Source organism: Nonomuraea sp. NPDC003754 (assembly GCF_053605785.1).
Genome location: NZ_JBSGJX010000004.1, coordinates 277,578 through 301,928 on the forward strand (window position 1 = coordinate 277,578; position 24,351 = coordinate 301,928).

Consider the following 24,351-nt stretch of genomic DNA (forward strand, 5'->3'; position numbering starts at 1 on the left):
GCCCGGGGTCAGACAGGCCCGGGGTCAGACAGGCCCGGGGTCAGACAGGCCCGGGGTCAGACAGGCCCGGGGTCAGACAGGCCCGGGGTCAGACAGGCCCGGGGTCAGACAGACCCTGGGTGGGGCCGTCAGGCTCTGGGTGCGGCCGTCAGGCTCTGGGTGGGGCCGTCAGGCTCTGGGTGGGGCCGTCAGGCTCTGAGGTAGGCGAGGACGGCGAGCACCCGACGGTGCTGGGCGTCGTCAGGCGGCAGGCCGAGCTTGGTGAAGACATTGCCGATGTGCTTCTCCACCGTGCTGGCGGAGACCACCAGCCGCTCGGCGATGGCCGTGTTGGAATGCCCCTCAGCCATCAGCGCCAGGAGCTGCCGTTCACGTGCGGTCAGCGTCCCCAGGGCGTTGTCCCGGCGCTGCCCGGCCAGCAACTGCGCGACGACCTGCGGGTCGAGCACCGTCGCACCCCCGGCGACCCGATCCAGCGCATCCAGGAACTCCCCGACCCTGGCGACCCGGTTCTTCAGCAGGTACCCGACCGCACCGGAACCGTCCGCGAGCAGTTCGCCGGCGTAGGACGCCTCCACATACTGGCTGAGCACCAGCATGGGCGCGCCCGGCACCTGCGAGCGGGCCGTGATCGCCGCCCGCAAGCCCTCGTCCGTGTAGGTCGGCGGCATCCGCACATCGACGATCGACACGTCCGGGCGGTGTCTGAGCACCGCCTCGACCATGGCCGGGCCGTCACCGACCGCGGCCACCACCTGGTGACCGTCCTCGGCGAGCAACCGGACCAGGCCCTCGCGCAGCAGTACCGCGTCGTCGGCCAGGACGATCCGCAGCGGACGGCGGGCCGGGCGGTCCGATGATGGTTCGGGCGCCGCTTCGTGCGGGTTCAGCAGCACGGCAGCTCCCCGATGATCGTCGTCGGCCCGCCGTAGGGACTCGTTACCCGCAGCCGGCCGCCTACCGCGTGCAGCCGGTCCTCCAGCCCGCGCAGCCCGTGTCCCTTGGCCAGCGCGGCGCCGCCCACGCCGTTGTCCGTCACCCAGACCCGCAAGGTTCCCTCACTGTGGCGCAACCCGATCGCACCCCGGTCGGCGTGGCTGTGCTTGGCCACGTTGGTCAGGGCCTCGGCGATCACGAAGTACGCGGCCGTCTCGACGGCGGCCTCCAGCCGGCGGTTCAGGGGATCGGCATCGAGCTCGACGGGGACGGTCGAACGCGCGGCCAGGGCGGTGAGCGCCGCGGGCAGGCCGCGATCGGCGAGGATCGGCGGGGCGATGCCACGCGACAGGGCCCGTAGCTCGTCCAGCGCCTCCTCGGTCTGGACGATCGCGTCGGCGAGCGCCGCGCGGACGGCCTCCGGCCTGCTGTCGAAGTGGTGCTGAGCGCGGCCCAGTTCCATCGCCAGGCGGACCAGCCGCTGCTGGGGACCGTCGTGGATGTCGCGTTCGAGCCGACGCAGCGCGGTCGCCTCGGCCGTCACCGCGGCGACGGTCTGCGCGCGGGCGGTGTCCCGCTCCTGCTCCAGTCCGCTGATCCTGCGGTGCAACGCGGACGCGTCAGTCAGCAGCGTCTGCCCCAGTCCGGCGTGGGCGGCGACGCACGCCCGGGTGACCAGCGGCAGGGTGAACAGCAGCAGCAGGCCGACCGCGGTCCCGAAGGCGAGCCGCTCGGTCGGCGACGTCAGCCCCAGGCTCAAGGCGATGTGGGACTGGGCGCTGCCCACGGTCAGGGTCATGGGCCGCATCAGCTCAACGGAGGAATAGGGACTGCGCAGGGCGGACGTGCCGGCACCGAGGCCGACGAACCACCACAGCACCGTCACCACCGAGGTGACCAGGGCGACAGGGAGCACCACCACCGCGTGCGCCACGCCGAGCCACAGCCCCGCCGCGTCCGGACGCCGCCCACGGCCCGCACCCCCCACTTTCCCGGACCACAGCCCCGCCGCGTCCGGACCCGGCCCACGGCCCGCACCCTCCACCTTCCCGGACCACAACCCCGCCGCGTCCGAACGCCGCCCACGGCCCGCACCCTCCACGCCCAGCCACAGCCCCGCCGCAGCGCCGGGTCGCGGCCGGCGCGCACCCTCCACCCCGGCGGCCAGGGAACGCACCTTGGCGATCCGCCACCGTTCCACGTCGGCGAACCACCGCACCGGCGCCAGCCCGCCGGCCACGACCGGCGACCCGCCCGGCAACAGCGAACCGACCGCGCCGACACACAGACCGGCGAGCACCAGCAGCAGGCCGGTCACGGCGGTCACCGGCGCGGTGAGCAGGTACAGCGACTCCACGATCGTGCGACGCACCACACGGAAGACCAACCTGACGCCCGACCGCCACCGACGCCAGATCGCGGAGGGGAACGACCCGGTCATGGGCCAAGCCTAATCCGGAGCCTCTCTGATCATTTCGGAGGAGAGCTCGGCCCTGATCGCGAGCGCACCGAGGAGGCCTGTTCCCGCACCGCCGCGGCCAGGCGGTGTGGAGCGCTCTGGGGTCGCCGGAACTCAGCGCACGGTCGCCGGTGGCGACAACCCTCCGCCCGCCCTGTTCGAGAGATGGGGGCAGGCCACACCTTCAAGTGTCCGGCGAACCCCCATGACCAGGCGACCGCCGGTGCGGAATGGTGATCGGAGTGACAACAGCAACCCATCAGCGCGCACGAACGACCTCGAACACGACCTGCTCACCGCCGACGCCGTAACCGCCTCATGGCGTCGGCCCTCCTGGTACGGCCGGACCACCGCGCCCTCGCCGCCGACCCCCTCGCCCTTCTGGCGATCAGGTCCTCGAGCCTGGAGCGGGTCACGTGACTGAGCCGGTCCAGCGGCGCTGCGGCAGCACCGCGCTTCGAACATCCCGGCCACGGGACCCTGCCGCACCACCCCCCTCAACCGGCGATCCTCCAGGTCGGCGCGCCGTCCACACACTCGATCGAACCGAAGGAATCCCCTTGCGCAGTCCCACAGCCCCGTCGCGATCCACAGGTCTCTCCGGTCGCGCACTCGCCACGCTCGTCGCCCTCGCCATGGCCCTCGCCGCCGCCTTCGTCATCGCCCCGCGCACGCTGGCGGCGAGCGGGGCGGGCGGCGGCTTCGCCGATCAGCGCAGTCTCATCGAAGCCCTCCGTGAGGCGTTCGTCGACTATTGGGGTTCCGGCGACCGGGGTTTCTCCCCGGGCCTGCAGAGCGTTGTCGATTACTGGTTCCGTTACCACGTGGCCAAGGCCGCGATCGCTGCGATCTTGCTGATCGTGCTGGTCGTACTGGGTGTTCGTCTCTGGAAGGCGTTCCTGAGGGCCGGCGGTCTCGGGGCGGGCAGGAGGGCCGCCCTCGCGTCGGCCGGCTCTGTCGTCGCGATGCTGGCGCTGTTCTCGCTGGTGATGGTCATGGCCAACGTCCAGGGTGCAGTAGCGCCCTTCGCCTCGCTGTTGCCGATGCTGCTGGTCGGCAAAGCCGACGGAGAGCTCGCCGACACGCTCGACCAGGTCAAGCAGCGACTGGCCGACTCCCTGAGCGCGGGTGGCCAAACCCCGCCCACCCTCGAGGTGATGATCAGCGACTTCGGTCTGTATCACGTGGCGATGGTCGTGATTGCTGCGATCGTGGCGATCGTCCTCATCGGCATGAGCGTGGTGTCGTGGATTACGAGAACAGGGTCGTCCGACAGGCGAACGAGGCGCGTGTTGGGGTCGTTCGGTGTTCTCTCGGCGTTGTTGTCGCTGCCCATGATCGTCGTCGCTGTGGCGAACACGACCACCTCAGCGGATCCGGCTCCGGCACTCCTGGACTTCTTCAAGGGTGGCTGGTGAGGCACCTCATGGGAGACCGGCTTCACGCACTCCAGCGAGAACACCTCTGAATACCAGTGAGCGCCAGGGGACCAGCCGGCCTCGGGGAGGAGTCGAGGTGTGGAGGCTTGCTGGTCGTCCGGGGGCGCATTCATGTCGCCCCTCCACAGGACACGAGCACCCCTCCACAGCATGCTGAGCAACCCTCCTCACCCTCCAGCGGACGTCTCCTGGCCCTCCCGTTGACCCCTCCCGGCGCCTCGCGGTTCGCCCCCTTACGCCTCCAATGCAGCCCTCCTCGCGGAGGTCTCCCAGTGCTCCCGCTCGCCCGCCACTCCCGGCGCCTCGCGGTTCACCCCTTACGCTTCGGCGCAACCCTCCTCGCGGACGTCTCCCAGTGCTCCCGTTGGCCCCTCTCTTCGCTCCGGTCCACCCCTCCCGTCGTCCTGTGCACCCCTCCCGTCGTCCTGTGCACCCCTTCAGGCGACTAGCGTTCGCCACCTTGCACTCGGACACGGCCCTCCTCGCCCCTCCAGCGCACGTCTCCCGGCGCTCCCGTTGCACCCCCTTCCGGCGACTCGCGTTCGGCCCCTTGCATTTCGGTGCAGCCCTCCTTGCCCGAGCGCACGTCTTGCGGCGCTCGCGTCCACTTCTCGTGGCGTTCCCGTGCCTTTCGGGCCGCCACCACGGGACTACGCGACGACCCGAACGTGGCGGGGAGGGACTGCACTGACGTGACGCGAAACCCCCGGCCTACCCGACCTCGTGTCTTGCGACGCGGACCCACCGGCCCACCCCGCCTTGTGCCCGGCGCGTGCGTGGACCCATCGGCCCACCCCGCCATGCGCCCGGCGCGTACGTGGACCCGCCGGCCCACCCGGCTTCGAACCGCTTCTCTTGTGCTGCCTTGGATGGGCACAAAGTTGTACGCCGCGTTGGGCCCGCGGAAGGAGGCAGTCCCACGTCCAAGCCGAAATGATCGAGCCATGACAGTCGCCCTCTTGCTGACCCTCGCCGCCCTGGCGATCGTCGACAGCACGAGCTTCGGCACCCTCGGCATCCCCGTGTTTCTGCTCCTGTCTTCGCAGCGGTCGCAGGTTCCCCGGCTGATGATCTATCTCGCCACTGTGGCGATCTTCTACTTCCTCGTTGGCGTCGGCCTCATGTTGGGCCTGTCGACGCTGCTGGAGTCCTTCGGGGATGTGCTGCGCAGCCGTACCGCCTACATGATCCAGCTCGCCCTCGGAGTGGGACTGTTCGCGCTGAGCTACCGGTTCGACCCCAAGCGGCGGCGGAAGCTCGGCAAGCCAGAGCACCGCTTCGAGCCGCGCATCGGCGGGCCGCGCGTGATGGTGATGCTCGGGCTGACCGCAGGGCTGCTCGAGGTGGCGACCATGGTGCCGTATCTCGCGGCCATCGGGATCATGACGACGTCGAAGCTGCCGGTGGCGCAGTGGGTGCCGCTGCTCGCGGTGTACGTCCTCATTATGATCATGCCGCCGCTGGTGCTCATCGCGGTCCGCAGCGTCGCGAAGGGGTGGCTGGAGCCCAAGCTGGAACGGCTGCGCGCCTGGATGGCCAAGCACGCGGCCTCGGCGGTCAGCTGGAGCCTCGCCATCGTCGGTTTCCTCCTGGCTCGTGATGCGGCGGTGTTCTTGTTCTTCCGCTGATCTCCGGACACGCCTCGTGGCCGGATCGAGGGCGTGCTCCCCACGTATCCGCAGCACTGTCCGGCCGCAATCCCCCGGCGACACGCGCAGGCGATTGCCCCCGTGTCCGGGAGCGCCCGATGGCGTATCCAGAAAGGCGCTGTGGCGCTGTGCCCGCATGTCCCGAGGCCGTGCGGGCGGACAGGCCGGGCCTCTCGGCAGCCAGCCCGGTTCTGGAGCCACTAGGCGAGTGCGAGCCTGCTTCCCGGACCGTGGAGGGTCAGGATCCTGGCGCTACGGCGGCCGGCATGGTGGCCATGGGCAGGCGATTACGGGATCGAGCCTGGCTTTGGCTGAGGAACTTACGGATCGAGCGTCACTGTGGCTGAGGAACTTACGAGATCGAGCGTCACTGTGGCTGAAGACTTACGGGATCGAGCGTGGCTGCAGCTGAAGGATTACGGGTTGGAGCGTGGGGGCTACCGGGGATGTGCGGGGTCGAGCGTGGTGGATGCCGGGCCGGCGCGGGCACGAGCGTGAACGGTGCGTTCGCCGACTCCCGGGAGGGAGAGTTCGACCGAGACCGTCACGTCGGCCGTGGTCTCGGTGAGTGCGCAGCGGACGAGCCCGGCGCCGTTCTGCGCCGCCAGCCGGGACGCGCGTTCACAAGCCTTCTCGGGTGAGGCGAACGCCCATCTGGCGGCCGCGAGAGCGCTCAGGTCCGCGGCGCTCTGGGCGCGGTGATGGGCGACTCGCACTGTCCCCACCAGGACAAAGGTCATCGCGACCGTGAACAGCAGAGCCGACAGGGCCACACACCACAGCGTGGCTGATCCTCTCTCTCGTGAGGCGCTGGATCGCCGTGTGCGACTGGGTGTCGGCTGTTCGAGAGCAGGAGGCGACGCCGCGCGTCGTGGTCCGGTCATGGTGGCTCCTGAAGTGGTGGGGGTGCGGTGTGGCTCACGGCTGGAGGCAGCCGTGGCGCGTCGTCGAGGCCGAGTGCCGCCTTTGTTCCGTCATGGGGCGTCGTCAGAACTGGGTGGGAGCTGGTTCTCGTCTTGAGGGGTGGCCAGGGGCGCGTGGCGCCGGCTTTCGTCACGGGACACCGTCATGGCCAGGTGGTGCCCGGGTTAGGTCATCGGGCATGGTCGGTCAAGGTCGGCGCCGGCAGGGCTGGGTGCGTCGGAGTTCCGCCATGAGACGTGTGCAGGGTCGCATCGCGCGGAGTCCGCTATGAGATGTGATCAGGGGTGCGTGGCGCCGGATTCCGCACGTGTGGTCAGGACTGCATGGGTGAAGGTTCGTCGCGAGGGGTCATCCAGGCTGCGTGGCGCCGGAGTCGGTCATGAGAGGTGGTCAGGGTTGGGCGGCGCCGGGCTCCATGTCTGAGATGGCTGAGGCCGTTACCTCTACGGCCGGCAGAGCCGAGGCCCATGGAGGGTGGGCGCGGGCGGTGATGTCGACGCGGGTGGTCTCGGGTCCTCTGGCGATGTCGACCTGGGCGCCCCGGGGAGCGAGGGCCTTGGTTCGTTCGCGCACCTGGGCGAGGGGTTCGCCGCGGGCGGCGGCTCGGGCGCCTGCACGCGCGGCGTCGACGCAGCGCAGGTGGGTGTTCACCACGGTGACGGCCCATAGAGCCGCGGCCAGGACGACCATGAGGGCAGGCAGTACGGCAGCGGTCTCCGCCGTCACGGAGCCTCGGGAACGCTCCGTTGGTCGGTTGCGCCTGGTGCGCTGGTGGGCGGTCGGCAACGAGTGCATAGGCGGGCTCCACTCGTGGTGTGTGCGGGCTCGGGGCGGGGATGGAACCGTGGCCCAAGGCGGACGGGGCTGGTTGATGTGTCAGGCAGAGGTGGCCGCGGTGGAGCCGCGCCCATGCAGGAGCTGGCGTCTCAGTGGAGGTGCTGGAAGCTGAAACCCCGGGGGCGACATCGCAGTCGTTCGCCCCCGAAGCTGGTCTGTCAGATGGCCGAGATGGCTGGTGTGTCAGATGCCTGAGATTCCTGGTGTGTCAGACGCTCGAGTTGGCGGTTGTGTCAGGTATCTGAGATGGCTGGTGTGTCAGACCTCGAGATCGCTGGTGTGTCAGATGCTCGAGATGGCCGGTCTGTCAGACGGAGGTGTCTGCACGACGGAGCCAGGGGGCAAGGCAGTCGTTCTGCCCGAGGTGGTTAACGCTGGTCTGATGTGTCAGGCGGAGGTGGCGGCGGTTGGAGCGGCGGCCCGGGATGGGCGGTGTGAGCTAGCCGGCGGTGTTGAGTGCGCGGTTGACCAGGGCGCTGAGCATCTCCTGGACTTCGGTGCTGGTGACGACCTTGAAGAGCAGGGCGGCGAAGCCGCATGCGGCGATGGTGCCGACGGCGTACTCGGCGGTCGACATGCCGCGGTCGCGGCCGAGGCGGGTGGCCTGGGCGAGACGGGTGGTCCACAGCCTGTGGACGGCGGCGCGCAGGCGCTGGCTGATCGGGTCGATGGAGAAGGAGAAGGGGTGTCGCATCGTTGCCTCCCAGGGGTGGGGCCGGGCGGTGTCCGGCGCTTGGGGTCAAGGTTCGCTGGGTGGAGGAGGGGTGGGAGGGGCCGAACGCGGTTCTGTGGATGAAGGGGGACCGCGCGTGGGGGGTTGTGGATGACGGATCCTCAGGGGAGGAGCACGCCGCTGGCGAGCCCCGCGACGACGGGGATGATGCCGAGGAGGACGAAGGCGGGCAGGAAGCACAGCCCCAGAGGGGCGACGGCCTGGACGCCGACCTTCCGCGCGGCGGCCAGTGAAGCGGTGCGGGAGGCTTGACGGGCGTCGTCGGCCAGGCGGGTGAGTACGTCGGCGACGGGCGCGCCGCTCTGGGCCGCGCGGGACATGGTGCGGGCGAGCGGCCCCATGGAGGGCTCGCGGGCCAGTGCCATCCAGGCGGGTTCGGGGTCGGCGCCGAGGCGGAGTTGACCGCTCACCCAGGAGAGGCGCTGTCCGAGCGGCCCGCCGACGGCCGTGGCGGCGGTCTCGGTCGCGGCGCTGACGGGCTGCCCCGCCTGGAGGCAGGCGACCATCAGGTCCGTCGCGAACGGCAGGTCGGCCGTGATCCGCTCCCGGTCTTCGTGGGATCCGCGGGCGGCTTTCCTGTGGATGAGTACGGTGGCCGCCGGGCCGGCCACCAGGCCGGTGATGACTCCTGGGATGCCTCCGACCAGCAGCGCCATGATGACGGCGACGCCGCAGCCGGACAGGATGGCACGACGGTCGGGCCCGCGTCCCGGGGTGGTGGCACGCCCGAACAACCAGTCGGCTGGTGAAGCCCTCTCCTCGCCGTCGAGCGAACCGCCGCGGCGAGAAGATCGCTCGGCCGGCGACCGCCCCTCAAGCGAACCGCCAGGCCGACGGAACCAGCCGACCGGCTCCCCACCGTCGAACGAGTCGCCGGGCCGAAGAGACCGCTCGGCCTGCGAGCGCCGCTCCGCGCTCTCGATCGAACCGCCAAGGCGGGGAGTCCGACCGGCCGATGAACCCCGGTTCCCACCGTCGAGCGAACCGCCAGGGTGGAGAGGGGGCCGGCCGGTCGGCGCATGCCGTTCCCTGAGATCGAGCGGGCCGCCGGGGCGGGCGGACCGTCCGACCGGCGAGTGCGGCTTCCCGATGCCGAGGGAAACGCCGGCGTGGGGAGACCAGGCGCCCGGCGAGTGCGGCTTCCCGATACCGAGGGAAACGCCGGCGTGGGGAGACCAGACGGCTGGCGAGTGCTGCTTCCCGGTGTCGAGGGAAACGCCGGTGTGGGGGGACCAGGCGGCCGGCTGGTGCCCGCCGTCGAGCGACGCGGCATGGCGGGGGGACCAGCCGGCCGGTGAGGGCTGCTGGTCGCCGCCGTGAAGCGAGGCGGTGGATCGGAGGGCGTGGAGGCGGTCGGCGGGCGTGCGGGAGGGGAACCACAGCCAGGCCGCCAGGAACGCGCAGACAGTCGCGACGATCACGCGGACTCCGCTCGTGACGCCATCCGCTGCGTCCACCACAGCCCGCAGGCGTCAAGGGCCACCCCGACGGTCAGGCAACCGAGGCCGGGGACGCTGCCGAGCAGGAAGCCCAGCGGGCTCATGCCGAGCGCGGCGCCCATGAGCAGCCCGAGGACCGGGAGGGCGGCGAGCATCCTGGCGGTGGCTCTGGGGCCGGCGAGCTGGGCGGACACCTCACCGCGGTGCGCCTGGGCGGCGCGCAAGGAGGTGCCGACCCTGTCGACCAGTCCGGACAGGCCCGCCCCCACGGACACGCTGACCTCCCAGCAGGCCGCCAACCGCCGCAGCCCCTCGCCACCCTGCGCGGGGGCGACCTCGCGGAAGGCCGCCGCCACGTCCCCTCCGTCTCTGGCGGCCGCGGCGAGCGGGTTCAGCGGGTCGGGAAAGTCGACCGCGGCCAGGGCGCGGGTGAGGGCCTCTCCCGCGGTACGGCCCGCGGCCAGCTCGGCGGAGAGGGCCTGGCAGAGCTCGATGGAGGCGACGCGCCACGCCTCGGCGCGGCGGGCGGCGGACGGGCGGTGGACCCTGGCCCAGAGGGACGACGGCCACGGGCTCGGCGGCCGGACGCCGAGGAGGCGGCTGAGGCGGCGATGGGCCCGGGTGGGGCCGGTCCACAGCCAGAGGGCGAGCGCTCCGCAGAGCGCGGCGGTGAGTGTCATGGGGTGCTTCCGGGGGTGGGGGTTGTGGCTGGTTCAGGGCTTGCGCGGGCTGTGCCCAGGCGGTCGGCGGGCAAGTCGGCGACAGCGTTTGCCTCGCTCCGGCAGGCAACAGGTGCTTCCGGAGTGTGAGATGACAGGCGGGCGGGGGCTGAGGTCTCCGGAACGGGTGAGTCGCTGACAGATCCCGGATGGTTTCGGGCACTCCGCGCCACGGCTGCAAGATGGCGGGTGGTCAGGTGGGGGCTCGGGTGGTGAGGGCCGGGTACGCGGGTCCGACGTGCGCGCGTCCGTCCTCGTCGAACGTCAGCGCCGGCTCCGCCTCCACGAACCCCGACGCCCGGCGCGACATCAGGCAGATCTGCGACACCCGGCGCCTCCCGTCGGACCGCCGCCGGGACAGGTGGATCACCACGTCGAGCGCGGCGGCCAGCTGGCTGTGCACCGCCTCGCGGCTGAGCCCCGCCGCGCAGGCCAGCGCCTCGAGCCGGGGCGGTACGTCGGCCGCGGTGTTGGCGTGGAGGGTGCCGCAGCCGCCCTCGTGACCGGTGTTGAGGGCGGCCAGCAGGTCCACCACCTCCGAGCCGCGCACCTCACCGACGACGAGCCGGTCGGGCCGCATGCGCAGCGCCTGCCGTACGAGGTCGCGCAGGCCGACGCCGCCGGCTCCCTCCAGGTTGGCGGGGCGGGTCTCGAGGCGGACCACGTGGGGGTGGAGGGGGCGCAGTTCGGCGGAGTCCTCCACGAGCAGGAGGCGCTCGCCGTGGTCGGCGAGGGAGAGCAGGGCGCTGAGGAGCGTGGTCTTGCCGGTGCCCGTGCCTCCGGTGACCAGGAACGCCAGCCTGGCCTCGACGACGGCCGACAGGACGGGGACCGCCTCGGGCGCGACGGTGCCCGCGGCGACCAGATCGGTGAGCGTGAAGGTACGGCGGGGCGGCAGGCGCAGCGACACGCACGTGCCTTCGGCGGCGATCGGCGGCAGGATCGCGTGGAGGCGGACGCCACCGGCCAGGCGGGCGTCGACGTGCGGGGACGCGTCGTCGAGCCGGCGGCCGGCGGCGGCGGCCAGGCGCTGGGCGAGGCGGCGGACCGCGCCGTCGTCGGGGAAGGTGACGCTGGTGCGGCGCAGCCCGCGGCCGTCGTCGACCCAGACCTCGCGCGGCCCGTTGACCAGGACGTCGGTGACGTCGGGCGCGGCCAGCAGCGGTTCGAGCGGCCCGGCCCCGATGAGGTCGGCGCACAGGGCGCGGGCCACGGCCAGGATCTCGGCGTCGCCGTACACGGATTTCTCCGCGCGCAGGGCGACGGCCACCTGGGCGGCGCTCGGCTCGACGCCGGCGCGGGCGAGGCGGACCCTGACCGCCTCGACCAGTTCGCGGGAGACCTCGCCCACGGGCTGCTGACGCGTGGAAGAGCCGGGCGGCCGACGCATGGGAGACACCGCGAGCGGCTGACGCGTGGAAGAGGCCACGGGCGGCTGACGTGTGGACGAGCCCACGGGCGGCTGACGCATCGGAGAGGCCGCGGGGTGGCCGCTCATGCGGCCATGAGGCCGGTGAGGAGCGTGGCGCAGAAGTGGCCGAGCACCGAGCGGCCGTCGAGGAGGCTCAGGTCGCCCTTGTTGAGCGCGGTCGCGAGGCGGGGCTGGTCGGCGAGGTGGCCCGCGCACGGCAGGTCGAGGGAGGTGGCCACGACCGCCTCCTCCAGGACCCCGGGCCGCAGCACCATGCCGATCTCGCGGGTGTGTCGCCTGACCTCGCCGAGGACCTGGGCGGCCGCCAGCACGCCGCGCACGTCGGCCGTGACCAGCAGGAAGGTGGCCGTGGCCCGGCTCAGCGCCTCGGCGGCGGCCGGGTCGAGGTGGCGGGGCAGGTCGACGACCACGAGGTCGAAGCCGCGCCCGCCCGCCTCCAGCACCGACCGCATGGCCTCGGCGGGGATGGCGGCGACCTCGCCCCGGTGGAAGGCGAGCACGGTGAGATCGCCGAAGGCGGGCAGCGCGGCCCGCAGCGCCGTGGAGCTCACGCGGCCCTCGCGGGAGACGAAGTCGGCCCAGCGCGCGCCCTGCGCCTCCTCCTGGCCGAGCAGGACGTCGATGCCGCCGCCGAGCGGGTCGGCGTCGACCAGCAGCGTGCGGAGCCTGCGCCGGGCGGCGGTCAGCGCGAGGGAGGCGGCCAGCAGGCTGGCGCCCGAGCCGCCGGTGCCGCCGACGACGCACGCGACGACGCCGGCCCTGGGCGCGGGTTCGAGGGCGTCGGCGAACTCCTCGACCAGCCGCAGCTCGCCTTCGGGCAGCTCGACCACCGCCTGGGCGCCGACGGCGACGCAGCGCCGCCAGCTGTCGGGCTCGCCGGGCTGCCGCGTGGCCAGGAAGACCCTGGGCCTGCGGGGTGGGCCGGTCGTGGCCACGGCGTCGGCGAGGTCGTCGCCGACCACCACGATCGGCGCGTGCGCCCAGAACGGCCGGGCGAGCGCCGGGGCGTGGGCGACGTCGAGCTGGGCGCCCGCCGCGGCGGCGACGCGCACCAGGTCGTCGAGCAGCTCGCGGTCCTCGGTCACGACGAGGGGTCGGGTCATGGCGGCCTCCAGGGCTCCGGAACGGGTGGAGGCACAGCATGGGCGAGGCGGCGGAGGGCGCGCGGAACCGAATGAGATTCTGTGGATAAAAGCGGCGACCCCCGCCGGGGGGGAGAGCGGGGGTCGCCTGACCGGTCCGGCTCCGGGGGGGTAGAGCCGGTCCCGTTTCAGAAGAAAGCTTTCAACACTTAACCAGAGCATGGCAAGAGACTTGCAAAGCAATCCCGTGCACAGTCGCTCCAGTTTCGGGAGATACCCCCGTATGCTGCCCGATCGATGTGAGTTTCGTCGAGGAGCAATCTCCAATTTCCGCTAGTTTTTTTTGGGCCGTAGTTGAACGACTACTGACCGCGAGATCACTCTGCGTGATCAAGGGACCGGGGTAAAGGTCTTGGCGGAAGGGGTTCACATCGGCCCCGATTCGACGTAGAAAGGTGACACGGACGACATGTCCGGGTGCGTCAGCCGGGCACCCACGCGCGACCAGCCGCGGGAGGCGCGTCGAGACGGGCTTGACCCGCTCCGACGAATTCAGGTGCACGCTTGGTAACCCGGTGTGACGCGCCGGCAGACGGCGTCTCAGATGTTGGGACGCCGTCCGCTATGCCCGCTGCATGGCCTCACAGACGGCCGTGGTTTCCCTGACTCCCAATGTCACCGCTGCGGCACATTGCCGTACCCATACCGAGACCCCCTCGGCCGTGCCCGACAGGTAGGACCTGAGCCCTTCGGCGTAGGGCAGCTCCAGGTGGCCCACCTCGGCGGGCACCAGCGACTTGGGGTCGAGGCCGTACTCCACGAGCGTGAGCCGCTCCGCGGCGCGGGCGACGACCCCGTCGGCCACCCCGAAGGGGCGCAGGACGGCCAGCTCCGCGTGCACGATCGCGGCCAGGACCAGCGCGGGCGCCTTCGACGGGCCGCCGACGAGCGCGGCGAGGGCGGCCATCCTGGTGGCGGTCTCCTCGACGCCCGGCACGGGGCCGAGGCCGAGCGGATCGGGCGCGAAGTCGCCGGAGTCGTGGCGCGGGCGGCCCAGGTCCTCCTGCGCCGCCAGGCCCACGGCGGCGAGCGTGTGCAGCCTCGCCAGCACCTGCCTGGGGGCGCTCCGCCAGGTCGAGCCCAGCCTGCCGAGCTCGGCGGACGCCCTCAGCGCTCCCTGCACGACCGGCGAGGACACCTCTCCCCTGCGCAGCACGTCGAGGGGGACGTCGTCCCCCGACAGCGCCGCCGAGGCCCGCGCGCCGCGCAGAGCCGCCTCGGCCGACACCTCGGGGCTGCGGCGGCGCAGCACGCGGTGCCGGTACAACCGGTCGACGGCCTCGCGCGCCTCTTCGACCGCTTCGGGAACTCCAGGAAGGCCGGCAATGACTGCCAATGGGTCACTCACAGGACCCGACCTTACCGGCGAGTAGTGAGCAATTCGCACGCCCCATTCCATAATTCTGAGATTTCAGGATGACAACGGTTTAATAGCAGTTGTCAGCGGTCCAGGTCAGCGAGAGGCTCTTGGTACAGACCTGTCTAGACCTCTTGTGGTGGCCCTGGGTCGCCTGGTGAAGTGGGACAGCAACACTCAATCTGGCCATATGAAGGAGCATGCAGTGGCCCCGGAGACCCCTGGCACCGAGCCGCAGGCGCTGTCCAACCTGCTACAGGAGAACCGCCGGTTCGCACCACCAGCGGACCTGGCCGCGGCCGCGAACGTGACCGCCGCCGCCTACACCGAGGCGGAGGCCGACCGGCTGGCGTTCTGGGAGACGGCCGCCGACCGGTTGACCTGGGCCAAGCGCTGGGACACCACGCTGGAGTGGAACGCACCGTTCGCCAAGTGGTTCGTCGGCGGTGAGCTCAACGTCGCCCACAACTGCGTCGACCGGCACGTCGAGGCCGGCAACGGCGACAAGGTCGCCTACTTCTGGGAGGGTGAGCCGGAGGGCGACAGCCGTACCATCACTTATGCCGACCTCCAGCGCGAGGTCAACAAGGCCGCCAACGCGCTCACCGAGCTCGGCGTGACCAAGGGCGACCGGGTGGCCATCTACATGCCCATGATCCCCGAGTTGCCGATCGCGATGCTGGCCTGCGCCCGCCTCGGGGCCGTCCACTCGGTGGTGTTCGGCGGCTTCTCCGCCACCGCGTTGCAGAGCCGGATCGAGGACGCCGACGCCAAGCTGGTCATCACCGCCGACGGCGGCTACCGCCGCGGCGCGCCGTCCGCCCTGAAGCCCACCGTGGACGAGGCCGTCGCCAACACCCCCGGCGTGGAGCACGTGCTGGTGGTCCGCCGCACCGGGCAGGAGGTCGCGACGCAGGAGCGCGACGTGTGGTGGCACGACCTGGTCGAACGGCAGAGCGACCAGCACCAGGCGGAGCCGCACGACGCCGAGGACGCGCTGTACATCCTCTACACCAGCGGCACCACCGGGAAGCCGAAGGGCATCCTGCACACCACCGGCGGCTACCTCACGCAGACCGCCTGGACCCACCACGCCGTCTTCGACCTCAAGCCGGAGACCGACATCTACTGGTGCACCGCCGACATCGGCTGGGTGACCGGACACTCCTACATCGTGTACGGCCCGCTCGCCAACGGCGCGACCAGCGTCATCTACGAGGGCACGCCGGACACCCCGCACCGGGGCCGGTTCTGGGAGATCGTCCAGAAGTACAAGGTGACGATCCTCTACACCGCGCCCACGGCCATCCGCACGTTCATGAAGTGGGGTGACGACATCCCGGCCAAGTTCGACATGTCGTCCCTGCGCGTCCTGGGTTCGGTGGGCGAGCCGATCAACCCCGAGGCCTATGTCTGGTACCGCGAGCACATCGGCGGCGAGCGCTGCCCGGTCGTCGACACCTGGTGGCAGACCGAGACGGGCGCCATCATGATCAGCCCGTTGCCCGGCGTGACCTCCGCCAAGCCGGGTGCCGCGATGCGCCCGCTGCCGGGCGTCACCGCGGACGTCGTCGACGACCAGGGCAACAGCGTCCCGAACGGCGGCGGTGGCTTCCTCGTCGTGCGCGACCCGTGGCCGTCGATGCTGCGCACGATCTGGGGCGACGACCAGCGCTACATCGACACCTACTGGTCGCGGTTCGAGGGCATGTACTTCCCCGGCGACGGCGCGAAGAAGGACGACGACGGCGACCTGTGGCTGCTCGGCCGCGTCGACGACGTCATGCTCGTGTCGGGCCACAACATCTCGACGACCGAGGTGGAGTCGGCGCTGGTGTCGCACCCGAAGGTCGCCGAGGCGGCGGTCGTGGGCGCGACCGACCCGGTGACGGGGCAGGCCATCGTGTCGTTCGTCATCCTGCGCGGGAGCGCGGAGGAGAGCGAGGACATCGCGGCCGACCTGCGCAACCACGTGGCCAAGACGCTCGGCCCCATCGCCAAGCCGCGGCAGATCCTGGTGGTCCCCGAGCTGCCGAAGACGCGGTCCGGCAAGATCATGCGGCGGTTGCTGCGTGACGTCGCGGAGAACCGGAGCATCGGGGACGTCACGACACTGGCCGACAGCACGGTGATGAACCTGATCTCGGAGAAGCTGCCCAGCGCGAAGTCGGAGGACTGACGCGCGACCCGGGACCCCGGCCACCGTCCCGCGAGGGGCGGGGCCGGGGTCTTCCGGTTTCCGTGGGCGCTCGCCTCCACCCATGGCGTGCGATATGGGTAAAATACTGCCTCGGTGTGCCGGGAAGTCTGGTCGGCGAATACGACCGATCACACCCGTACGCCAAGGGGGAAGACTGTGCGCCGAGCCGCCGACGTGTGGCCGCTCCGACCGACCGTCCGCTACGCCCGCACCCTCGCCGAGGCGCTGCGCACGGAGACCCTCGGCGGCATCATCATGCTGCTGGCCACCCTCGCCGCCCTGGTCTGGGCGAACGTCGCCTACGACTCCTACGAGGCCCTGCGCACGGCCACCTTCGGCCCGGCCGCGCTCCACCTCGACATGGAGCTCTACAGGTGGGCCCAGAACGGCCTGCTGACGATCTTCTTCTTCGTCGCGGGTCTGGAGGTGAAGGAGGAGTTCGTCCACGGCGAGCTCAGCCACCTGCGCAAGGCCGCGCTGCCCATCATCGCCGCGGTGTCGGGCATGATCGTCCCCGCGCTCGTCTACCTGGCGGTGAGCTGGGGCGCGGAGGGCGCCGCCCGGGGCTGGGCGATCCCCACCGCCACCGACATCGCCTTCGCCCTCGCGGTGCTCGCCGTGACGGCCAGCGCGATGCCCGCCTCGCTGCGCGCGTTCCTGCTGACCTGCGCGGTCGTCGACGACCTCGGCGCCATCGCGATCATCGCGGTCTTCTACACCGACCACCTCGACGCCGTCATGCTGCTCGCCGGCGTGGCCGCGCTCGCGGTCTACGGCGTCCTGCAGCGCAGGCGCGTCAGGAGCATCTGGGTCTACCTGCCGCTCGCCGTACTGGCCTGGTACTTCATCGAGTCCAGCGGCGTGCACGCGACGGTCGCCGGCGTCGCGCTCGGCCTGCTGACCAGGGTCACGACCGTCAGCGCCGAGGACAGCTCGCCCGCCGAGCGGGCCGACCACTACGTGCGGCCGATCTCGGCGGGTGTCGCGGTGCCGGTCTTCGCGTTCCTGTCGGCCGGTGTACGGCTGGACGCGGACACCGTGAGCATGATCTTCACTGATCGGGTAGTCCTGGGGGTGATGGCGGGACTGGTCATCGGTAAGTTCCTTGGCGTGTTCGGCGGTTCGTGGCTGTCGGTACGGCTGGGCATGGCGAGGCTGTCGGAGGAGCTGCGATGGCGGGACATGGCGGCGGTCTCGTTGCTGGGCGGCATCGGCTTCACGGTGTCGCTGCTGATCGGCGACCTCGCGTTCGGCGCGGACGAGTCACGGGCCGCGGCCGTGACGACGGGGATCCTCGCCGCCAGCCTGGTGGCCTCGGTGCTGGCGGCGACGCTTCTCCACGTCCGGGTGCGCAAGCGTCGCATTGGACTGGATGATGATTGACACGGGCACCTGGCCCCGATAGGAGACGTTCATGCCGCAGACTTCCGACGAAGAATCCCTGGGCGCGCTGGTCGCTCAGGCGACCGACCACATCTCGACGCTGGTCCGCTCGGAGATCGAGCTGGCCAAGGCCGAGCTCAGGTTCGACGCCAAGCGGGTCGGCACGGCCGCCGGTCTGTTCGCCGCTGCGGCCTTCATGGCGCACCTGTGCCTGATCCTGGCCTCGTTCGCGATCGCCTACCTGCTCGTGGAGATCGGCCTGGCGACGTGGCTGGCCTTCGCCATCGTCACGGTGTTCTACCTGCTGGTGGCGGCGCTGCTGGTGTTCATCGGCACCCGCAGGCTGAAGGGCCTGGCCGGGATGCAGCGCACCACCAGGTCGCTGAGGGAGCTGAAGGAGATCGCCACACCAGAGGGCGAGCTGGTGAAACCGGATGCCTGACGAGAGCTTCGTCCAGCTGGACGGGCCGTGGACGCACCGGGCGGTGCACGCGGGCGGCACCCGCTTCCACATCGTGGAGGCGGGCGAGGGCCCGCTCGTGCTGCTGCTGCACGGCTTCCCGCAGTTCTGGTGGACGTGGCGGCACCAGCTGCGGAGCCTGGCGGCGGCGGGCTACCGCGCCGTCGCCGTCGACCTACGCGGCTACGGCGGCAGCGACAAGCCGCCCCGCGGCTACGACCTGCCCACGCTGGCCGGTGACGCCACCGGCCTGATCCGCGCCCTCGGCGAGACCGGCGCGATCGTGGTCGGCCACGACTGGGGCGGCCTGCTGGCGTGGACGATGGCGGTGACCGACCCCAAGTCCGTGCACCGCCTGGTCGTCGTGGGCGCCCCGCATCCCGTACGGCTGCGCGGCGCGCTGCGCACCGATCCGTTCGGCCAGCTCAAGGCCAGCGGCTACACCCTCGGCTTCCAGCTGCCCTTCCTGCCCGAGCACCGGCTGACCCGCCGTGGGGGCGAGCTCGTGGGCCGGCTGCTCGACGAGTGGTCACGGCCCGGCTGGCCGGAGCCCGAGACCGCCCGCGTCTACCGCGAGGCCTTCGGCATCCCGGCCGTCGCCCACTGCGCGCTGGAGTACCACCGCTGGTTCGGCCGCTCCCAGCTGCGCCCCGACGGCTACCGCTACGCCCGCGCCATGCGCGCCGAGATCGAGGCGCCGACGCTGCAGCTGCACGGCGCGCTCGACACCTGCATCCTGCCGCGCACCGCGCATGGCTCCGGCCGTTTCGTCGCCGCGCCCTACCGCTGGCGCCTGGTCGAGGGGGCGGGGCACTTCCCGCACGAGGAGGTGCCCGAGGCGTTCGACGCCGAGCTGCTGGCCTGGCTGAGCGACGGCGAGCCGGGTCGATGAACGCCGGGCCGACGCGGGACCGGGATCCGCAGGGCCGTCCGCGCAACGCGCGACCCCGCGACGAGTACGGCAGGCCGCTGCCGCACGGCGCCCAGGGCGTCACCCGGGTGCCCGACGACTACGCGCCCACCACCGGCCAGGCGCTCGCCGACGCCCGCGCCTACCTGACGGACGGCCGGCCGTTCCACGCCCACGAGGTCTTCGAGGGCCGCTGGAAGTGCGCTCCCGACCACGAACGCGACCTCTGGCAGGGGCTCGCCCAGATCTGCGTCGGCCTCACCCACCTGCAGCGCGGCAACGGGCGCGGCGCCGTCACCCTGCTGTCCAGGGGCGCGGCCCGCGTCCAGCGGTACGGCGAGCCGTACGACGAGGTGGCCAGGGTCGCGCTGACCCTGGAGGAGGGCAGCGACCCGGCGGCCGCGATCGGCGCCGTGCTGTCCGCGCTCTGATGTCGCGCGCCTGATCGCTAGGCGGGCATGACGCCGAGAATGCGGGAGAGGGTGAAGACGCGCTCGTCGTTCCGCAGGTGACACCAGGCGTGCAGGTAGGGCGGATCGAGATCGAGCCGGCTGAGCGTGCGCACCGTGCGGCTGCCCGAGGTGGCGACGTACTCGACGGTGATCGCCTGGCCGCCGTCCACCGCGTGGGCGAGCTGCCGCACGTCCGCGTGGGACAGCCGCCGCGCGTACCCGGCGATGATCTCCTCGGTGTCGCTGCAGGAAGCCCCTCCGGGCTCGCCGGCCTCCGGGGCGGCAGGCCGTACGGTGAGCAGCCGGGCGGCCAGCGTCGCGAGGTCGACGGTCTCCTCCTTCCGCGCCGTGCGTGCCCCGGCCTTCCGGGGACGGGCCCGGCCGCCGCTGCCCGGACGCGCCGCGGCCGGGGCGGCGGCGCGGTGGCGCGGGCCCTGTTCGACGCGTACGGTGCCGTCGGCGGTCTCGGCGACGGGGGCGTAACCCTCGGCCCTGAGCGCGGCGAGGGTCGTGTCGAGCGGAGCCCGGCCGACCAGCACCGTCGGCGCCAGCCGCCGCAGGCCGAGCTCGGCGAGCTTGCGGTGGGCGGCGAGCTCGGCCAGGAGGGCGGGATCCTCGCCGTGGATCACGCAGGCGGCGGGGGCGACGCGCATCCGGCCGTGGCGGCGGGCGGTGTCGGCGATCAGGAACGACAGCGGTTGCGGCAGCGGCCCGACCGCTATGGCGGCCAGGTCGGCGGTGATGCCGTCAGGTGTCCGGCCGGCGTCGAGAGCCCGGCGGACGGTGGCCGCGCTGAACCGCCATACCGACGCCGTGCCGCCGGCCTCCCTGTCGGCGACGGAGTCCAGCAGCGCGGTGAGCCGCGCGGAGGGTGTGCCGGTGGCGACGGCGGTGAGGTCGGCACCGATCCGTGCCGTCCCCGTGGCCTCGGGCAGCAGCTCGCGGCAGGCGGCGGTCACCCCTTCGGCGTCGTCGGCCAGCAGGGCGGCGCCGATGGGCGACAGGGCGCCGCGGGCGAGCACGCCGAGCAGCTCCGCCTCGCGGATCACGGTGGCGAACGCCGTCCGGTCCTGCGGCAGCTGGTCGGCGAGCGGGCGGTACCAGGCGATCAACGGCCCCAGGTCCTCGGCGCTCTTCACCGCCGTGCCCGCCTGGAGCTGGGCCGCGGCGGTCAACAGCCCGTGCCGGGCCTGCACGCAGCCGTCGCAGCGAGGCGAGCCGGCCAGCGCGGGCAGCGCCTTGCCGTCCGCGTCTCGGGTCTGGGAGGGGGTGAGCGGCAGCGCGCGCCACGCTCGGAGAAGATCCGCGAGCCGGTCCGCGGGCTCCTGCTCCGCCCAGGCGTCGTAGGTGCCGGTCGCCGCGACGTGCTCGCCGTCCCAGACCAGCAGCCCGGCCGCGTGCGCCGTCTCCATGACGACGCGCACCACGACCTCGTCGCACCGCGCCGCCTTGCCGAGGCGGACCAGCTCACGCGCGCCGACCCCGCCGGACTTCAACCTGGCCGCGGGCGAGGCCGCGCACGCCGACAGGACGGAGGCGGCATGGGCGGTGAACGCCGTGGCCGCGGCCGTGGCCTCCCGATCCACCTCCTGCGAGGTGACGGACACCAGCGCGACGGCGGGCGGCGCGGGCACGAACGGAGCGTGCCAGCCGGGACCGCGCACGGCCAGCGCCACCTCGGCCGGCATGCGGACGGGGCCGTACCGGTGGCGGTCCTGGACCAGCAGTCCCCGCTCCAGCGCCCATCGCGCGCCCGGCTCCGGGTCGGCCTCAACGGCACCGAACACGATGAACCCGGGCTGTCGCGCCGCGGCGCTCGCCCGGCGCTCGAGCAGTGTCCTGGTCGCCGCCGGTGCCCGCGCGAGCACAGCCGCGATCCGTTCGGGGTCGCTGTGGTGCTCCACCAGGGCGGCCAGCCGCTGCGGTTTGGTGCCCGGAGGTTTGACGCCCAGCGCCACCAGGATGCCGCGCAACGCTTCCGAGGTCGCTCCGGCCAGCAGGTCCGCCACCGGCGCGTCCAGCCCCAACGGGGCGTCCCACGCCTGCCGCAGCGGCGCCGCGATACGCAGCAGCCCGTCGGCGTCCGGCCAGACCATCGCGTGATCGGCCAGCGTCTCCAGCGCCGCGTCCAGCCCCTGCGCGGCCGGTCCGCCCGTCGCGTCCAGCAGGTCCGCCAGGGCCTCGCGCGGCACGGGCCCCAGCGCCGCCAGCGCCTCGGCCACCTGAAGGTGCGGCAGCGCGAGCCGCGGCAGCGCCAACGCCACCGACCCAGGACGCTGCAGGCGGTCCGCCAGTTCGCTCAGCGACCGTGGCTCGGGAGGGGAGGCGGCGTCCGTCCGAGCCGCGAGCACCCGCTCCAGACGCGGGCCGTCGAGACGGTGCAGCCATGCGGTCAGTGTCCTGGGCACTAGTCGCAGTCCATCGTGTCGGCGGGCGTCGTGTCGTGCTCGCCCCTGACGGCGTCGGGCCTGACCTCGCCCGCGGTCAGCACGTAACCGGTCTCGGCCTGGTTGGTCGCGGCCGCGAAGATGACCCCGAACACCTTGCCGTCGACGGTCAGCAGCGGGCCGCCCGAGTTGCCCGGCAGGACCTTGCCGCGGATCGCGTAGACCTCGCGCTCGACCTCGTTGGCGCGGTAGATGTCCGGCCCCTTGGCCAGCTGCTTGATCCTGATGCGGGCCGACTCGGCGGTGAACCCCTGCCCCTTCGGGAAGCCCGCGATGATCGCGTTGTCGCCCTTCTCCGCGGTGCCCTCGAAGGCGAGCGGCTGGATGCCCAGGTTCGGGACGTGGAGGATGGCGATGTCACGCTTGGGGTTGTAGACGACGACCTCGGCGTCGCGCGACCGTCCGGCCTGGTCGGTGATCCTGAGGTCGCGGGTGACTCCGGCGACCACGTGAGCGTTGGTCATGATGCGGTCGGGGGCGTAGACGAACCCGGTGCCCTCGATGCGCTTGCTGCAGCTCGGCGCGGTGCCCTGCACCTTGACGATCGCCTTCTGCGCCTTCTGCAGCCGGGGCCCCTGCAGCTGGCTGCGCGGCGCGGGCGGCGGCACCTCGACGAGCGGCCCGTTGGCGATGGCGTCGAAGACGGGCGGGAACTCCGACCTGTCGATGAAGTCCTTGAACGGCTGCTGCCAGTTGCGCGCGGCGTCGGGCACGGCCTCGTCGACCGTGCTGAGCAGCAGGGAGTCCTTCACCTGGGTGCTGAGCACGGTGAAGGAGGTGGAGACGACGAGCGAGCCGATGAGCCAGGCGATGACCAGCACCGACAGCGCGCTGGCGAACGTGCCGCCGACCGCGTCGGCCACCCGCGCCGGCTCCCACGTCACGTGGCTGCGCACCACCGCCCCGACGGTCGAGGAGGCGAACTGGCCGATCGTCGCGGCCAGGAAGACGATCACGATCGCGAGCAGCGCCTGCTCGGTCTCGCCGTCGACCACCGCCCTGGCGATGGGCGGCGCGATGTACACGCCGAGCACGGCCCCGCCGACGAACCCCACGAAGCTCATCGCGCCGATGATGAAGCCCTGACGGTAACCCGAGATGCCGAAGGCGATCACGAGGCCGATCAGGATGAGGTCGAGCAGATCACCGCGCACGCTTCAAAGGTATCCAGCGATACGGTCAAGCGTGAACGTCTTCCGCTAGGACCCGCCGTACGGGGGCAATAGCCTGCCCATGATGCGCGATCTCATCGAGGCGGCTCTCGACGACACCGATCCCGGCGGACCGGTGCGCTGGCACGTGATCTCCACGCTGCAGGAGCGCGGGGATCTGGAGGCCTTCACCGAGGCACGCCGGCTGTGCGCGGGCGAGGACGTCGCCGAACGCCTGCTGGGCATCGACATCATGGGCCAGCTGGCCGCCTTCAAGGACCGGGCGCTGCCCGTGCTGCGCTTCCTGGCCGCCAGCGAGGACGACCCCATGGTGCTCTTCTCCGTGCTGATCGCCTTCGGGCACCTGGGCGACCCGCGCTCGCTCCCTTCGGTGATCGAGCTGGCCGCCCACGCCGACGCCAGGGTCAGGTACGGCGCGGCCTACGCCCTGCCGAACGTCCTCGGCCGGCCGCCCGATCCCGGAGGGCTGGCGGCGCTGCGCCGGCTCACCCGCGACGGCGACGACGACGTGGCCGACTGGGCGACGCTCGGGATCGCGCTAGCCACGGGCGGCCAGATCGAGGACATCGGGCGGTAGGTCCTCCACCCGGCCCGTGTCCCACGGCCGTTCCAGGCCGCCCTCGCGCAGCACCGCGTCGAGGACCATCGCGGTGAACCCCCACACCAGCATCCCCCGCACCCTGAAGGCCGGGCCTGAGTGGCCGCTCGGCGTGCGCAGCGTGATCCTGTTGGCCGGGTCGACCAGCTCGGCGAGCGGCACCCGCTCCACGGACTCCACCTCGTCGGGAGCCGCGGCGTAGACCGCGCACGGGGTGTGCCACCAGCCGAGCACCGGCGTGACCCGGTTGTCGCTGTGCCAGACGAACAGCTCGGGCAGCGTGCACAGCACCTTCACCCCCGCGGGATCGATGCCGGTCTCCTCCGCCGCCTCCCGCAGCGCGGCGCCCACGGGCCCGTCGTCCTCGGGGTCGACGCCGCCACCGGGGAAGGCCGGCTGGCCCGCGTGCCTGCGGCCATGGGAGCTGCGCTGGATGAGGAGCAGGTCGGGGCCGTTGGGGCCCTCACCGAACAGCAGCAGCACGGCGGCGGGCCGGCCGCCTTGCGCGGGCGGGTGCAGGCCGTTCGGTACGGGGGTGTGGACGGCTCGGGCGGTCAGCCTGTCCAGCCAGTCGGGGACGTCGGTCACGCATACCTCCAACGCATCGCGCCGTCGCGGGCTTCCCTGTGTGTGGGGCCACCTTGGCAGGAGTCGGCGCACTCC

General features: G+C 72.2%; 21 protein-coding genes. 8 read left to right on the plus strand and 13 right to left on the minus strand.

Translation table 11 applies throughout. The annotated features are described in order from the left end of the window. Positions 1-188 precede the first annotated feature (188 nt). Positions 189-833 carry a LuxR C-terminal-related transcriptional regulator gene (locus ACWEVS_RS07705; protein WP_449916177.1) on the minus strand — a complete coding sequence of 215 codons (645 nt, stop codon included), beginning with the start codon at positions 831-833 and terminating at the stop codon, positions 189-191. 53 nt (positions 834-886) lie between these two features. Next, positions 887-2,377, minus strand: a complete 1,491-nt coding sequence (locus tag ACWEVS_RS07710; protein ID WP_452550449.1) for a sensor domain-containing protein — start codon at positions 2,375-2,377, stop codon at positions 887-889. A 653-nt stretch (positions 2,378-3,030) separates the two neighbouring features. Here ACWEVS_RS07710 and ACWEVS_RS07715 point away from each other — a divergent pair. Both ACWEVS_RS07715 and ACWEVS_RS07720 read left to right on the plus strand, forming a co-directional pair. Next, the gene (locus ACWEVS_RS07715; RefSeq protein ID WP_452550451.1) at positions 3,031-3,813 is read left to right on the plus strand and encodes a hypothetical protein; all 783 of its coding nucleotides are present in this window, start codon (positions 3,031-3,033) and stop codon (positions 3,811-3,813) included. 980 nt (positions 3,814-4,793) lie between these two features. Beyond that, complete coding sequence (locus tag ACWEVS_RS07720) at positions 4,794-5,462, plus strand: GAP family protein (RefSeq protein ID WP_452550453.1); 669 nt, start codon at positions 4,794-4,796, stop codon at positions 5,460-5,462. Positions 5,463-5,920: 458 nt separating this feature from the next. Here the strand turns inward: ACWEVS_RS07720 and ACWEVS_RS07725 are convergent, their stop codons facing one another. From ACWEVS_RS07725 to ACWEVS_RS07760, 8 genes are all read right to left on the minus strand, one after another. Next, positions 5,921-6,367: an Rv3654c family TadE-like protein gene (locus tag ACWEVS_RS07725; protein ID WP_354907893.1), complete on the minus strand. Its 447-nt coding sequence runs from the start codon at positions 6,365-6,367 to the stop codon at positions 5,921-5,923. 430 nt (positions 6,368-6,797) lie between these two features. Beyond that, positions 6,798-7,202: a TadE family type IV pilus minor pilin gene (locus tag ACWEVS_RS07730; RefSeq protein ID WP_452550455.1), complete on the minus strand. Its 405-nt coding sequence runs from the start codon at positions 7,200-7,202 to the stop codon at positions 6,798-6,800. Between the two features lie 481 nt (positions 7,203-7,683). Next, positions 7,684-7,938, minus strand: a complete 255-nt coding sequence (locus tag ACWEVS_RS07735; protein ID WP_354907896.1) for a DUF4244 domain-containing protein — start codon at positions 7,936-7,938, stop codon at positions 7,684-7,686. A gap of 140 nt (positions 7,939-8,078) precedes the next feature. Then, positions 8,079-8,711, minus strand: coding sequence for a type II secretion system F family protein (locus ACWEVS_RS07740; protein WP_452550457.1), 633 nt, complete (start codon positions 8,709-8,711; stop codon positions 8,079-8,081). 683 nt (positions 8,712-9,394) lie between these two features. Beyond that, the gene (locus ACWEVS_RS07745) at positions 9,395-10,096 is read right to left on the minus strand and encodes a type II secretion system F family protein (protein WP_452550459.1); all 702 of its coding nucleotides are present in this window, start codon (positions 10,094-10,096) and stop codon (positions 9,395-9,397) included. Between the two features lie 232 nt (positions 10,097-10,328). Next, a complete protein-coding gene (locus tag ACWEVS_RS07750) occupies positions 10,329-11,525 on the minus strand; it encodes a TadA family conjugal transfer-associated ATPase (RefSeq protein ID WP_449915397.1) in 1,197 nt (398 codons plus the stop codon). Positions 11,526-11,629: 104 nt separating this feature from the next. Next, complete coding sequence (gene ssd / locus ACWEVS_RS07755) at positions 11,630-12,670, minus strand: septum site-determining protein Ssd (protein WP_354907903.1); 1,041 nt, start codon at positions 12,668-12,670, stop codon at positions 11,630-11,632. Between the two features lie 601 nt (positions 12,671-13,271). Next, positions 13,272-14,108: an oxidoreductase gene (locus ACWEVS_RS07760; RefSeq protein ID WP_449915399.1), complete on the minus strand. Its 837-nt coding sequence runs from the start codon at positions 14,106-14,108 to the stop codon at positions 13,272-13,274. A gap of 148 nt (positions 14,109-14,256) precedes the next feature. Here ACWEVS_RS07760 and acs point away from each other — a divergent pair, with 148 nt between their 5' ends. From acs to ACWEVS_RS07785, 5 genes are all read left to right on the plus strand, one after another. Next, entirely contained in the window at positions 14,257-16,245 is a 1,989-nt protein-coding gene (gene acs, locus ACWEVS_RS07765) for an acetate--CoA ligase (protein WP_452550461.1), read from the plus strand. A 177-nt stretch (positions 16,246-16,422) separates the two neighbouring features. Continuing rightward, complete coding sequence (nhaA, locus tag ACWEVS_RS07770; RefSeq protein WP_452550463.1) at positions 16,423-17,649, plus strand: Na+/H+ antiporter NhaA; 1,227 nt, start codon at positions 16,423-16,425, stop codon at positions 17,647-17,649. A gap of 31 nt (positions 17,650-17,680) precedes the next feature. After that, complete coding sequence (locus tag ACWEVS_RS07775) at positions 17,681-18,091, plus strand: phage holin family protein (RefSeq protein WP_449915406.1); 411 nt, start codon at positions 17,681-17,683, stop codon at positions 18,089-18,091. Next, entirely contained in the window at positions 18,084-19,001 is a 918-nt protein-coding gene (locus tag ACWEVS_RS07780) for an alpha/beta fold hydrolase (RefSeq protein WP_452416277.1), read from the plus strand. Before ACWEVS_RS07775 ends, ACWEVS_RS07780 begins: the two co-directional genes overlap by 8 nt. Beyond that, positions 18,998-19,450: a DUF309 domain-containing protein gene (locus ACWEVS_RS07785; RefSeq protein WP_452550465.1), complete on the plus strand. Its 453-nt coding sequence runs from the start codon at positions 18,998-19,000 to the stop codon at positions 19,448-19,450. The genes ACWEVS_RS07780 and ACWEVS_RS07785 overlap by 4 nt, the downstream gene beginning before the upstream one ends. Positions 19,451-19,467: 17 nt before the next feature. Here the strand turns inward: ACWEVS_RS07785 and ACWEVS_RS07790 are convergent, their stop codons facing one another. Continuing rightward, complete coding sequence (locus ACWEVS_RS07790; RefSeq protein ID WP_452550467.1) at positions 19,468-21,879, minus strand: helicase-associated domain-containing protein; 2,412 nt, start codon at positions 21,877-21,879, stop codon at positions 19,468-19,470. Further along, the gene (locus tag ACWEVS_RS07795; RefSeq protein WP_354907915.1) at positions 21,879-23,072 is read right to left on the minus strand and encodes a MarP family serine protease; all 1,194 of its coding nucleotides are present in this window, start codon (positions 23,070-23,072) and stop codon (positions 21,879-21,881) included. Before ACWEVS_RS07795 ends, ACWEVS_RS07790 begins: the two co-directional genes overlap by 1 nt. Positions 23,073-23,154: 82 nt before the next feature. Between ACWEVS_RS07795 and ACWEVS_RS07800 the strand changes: the two genes are divergently transcribed. Then, positions 23,155-23,667: a HEAT repeat domain-containing protein gene (locus ACWEVS_RS07800; protein ID WP_452550468.1), complete on the plus strand. Its 513-nt coding sequence runs from the start codon at positions 23,155-23,157 to the stop codon at positions 23,665-23,667. Here ACWEVS_RS07800 and ACWEVS_RS07805 read toward each other — a convergent pair. Then, positions 23,629-24,276, minus strand: coding sequence for an NUDIX hydrolase (locus ACWEVS_RS07805; protein WP_452550470.1), 648 nt, complete (start codon positions 24,274-24,276; stop codon positions 23,629-23,631). The genes ACWEVS_RS07800 and ACWEVS_RS07805 overlap by 39 nt on opposite strands. Between the last annotated feature and the right edge of the window lie 75 nt (positions 24,277-24,351).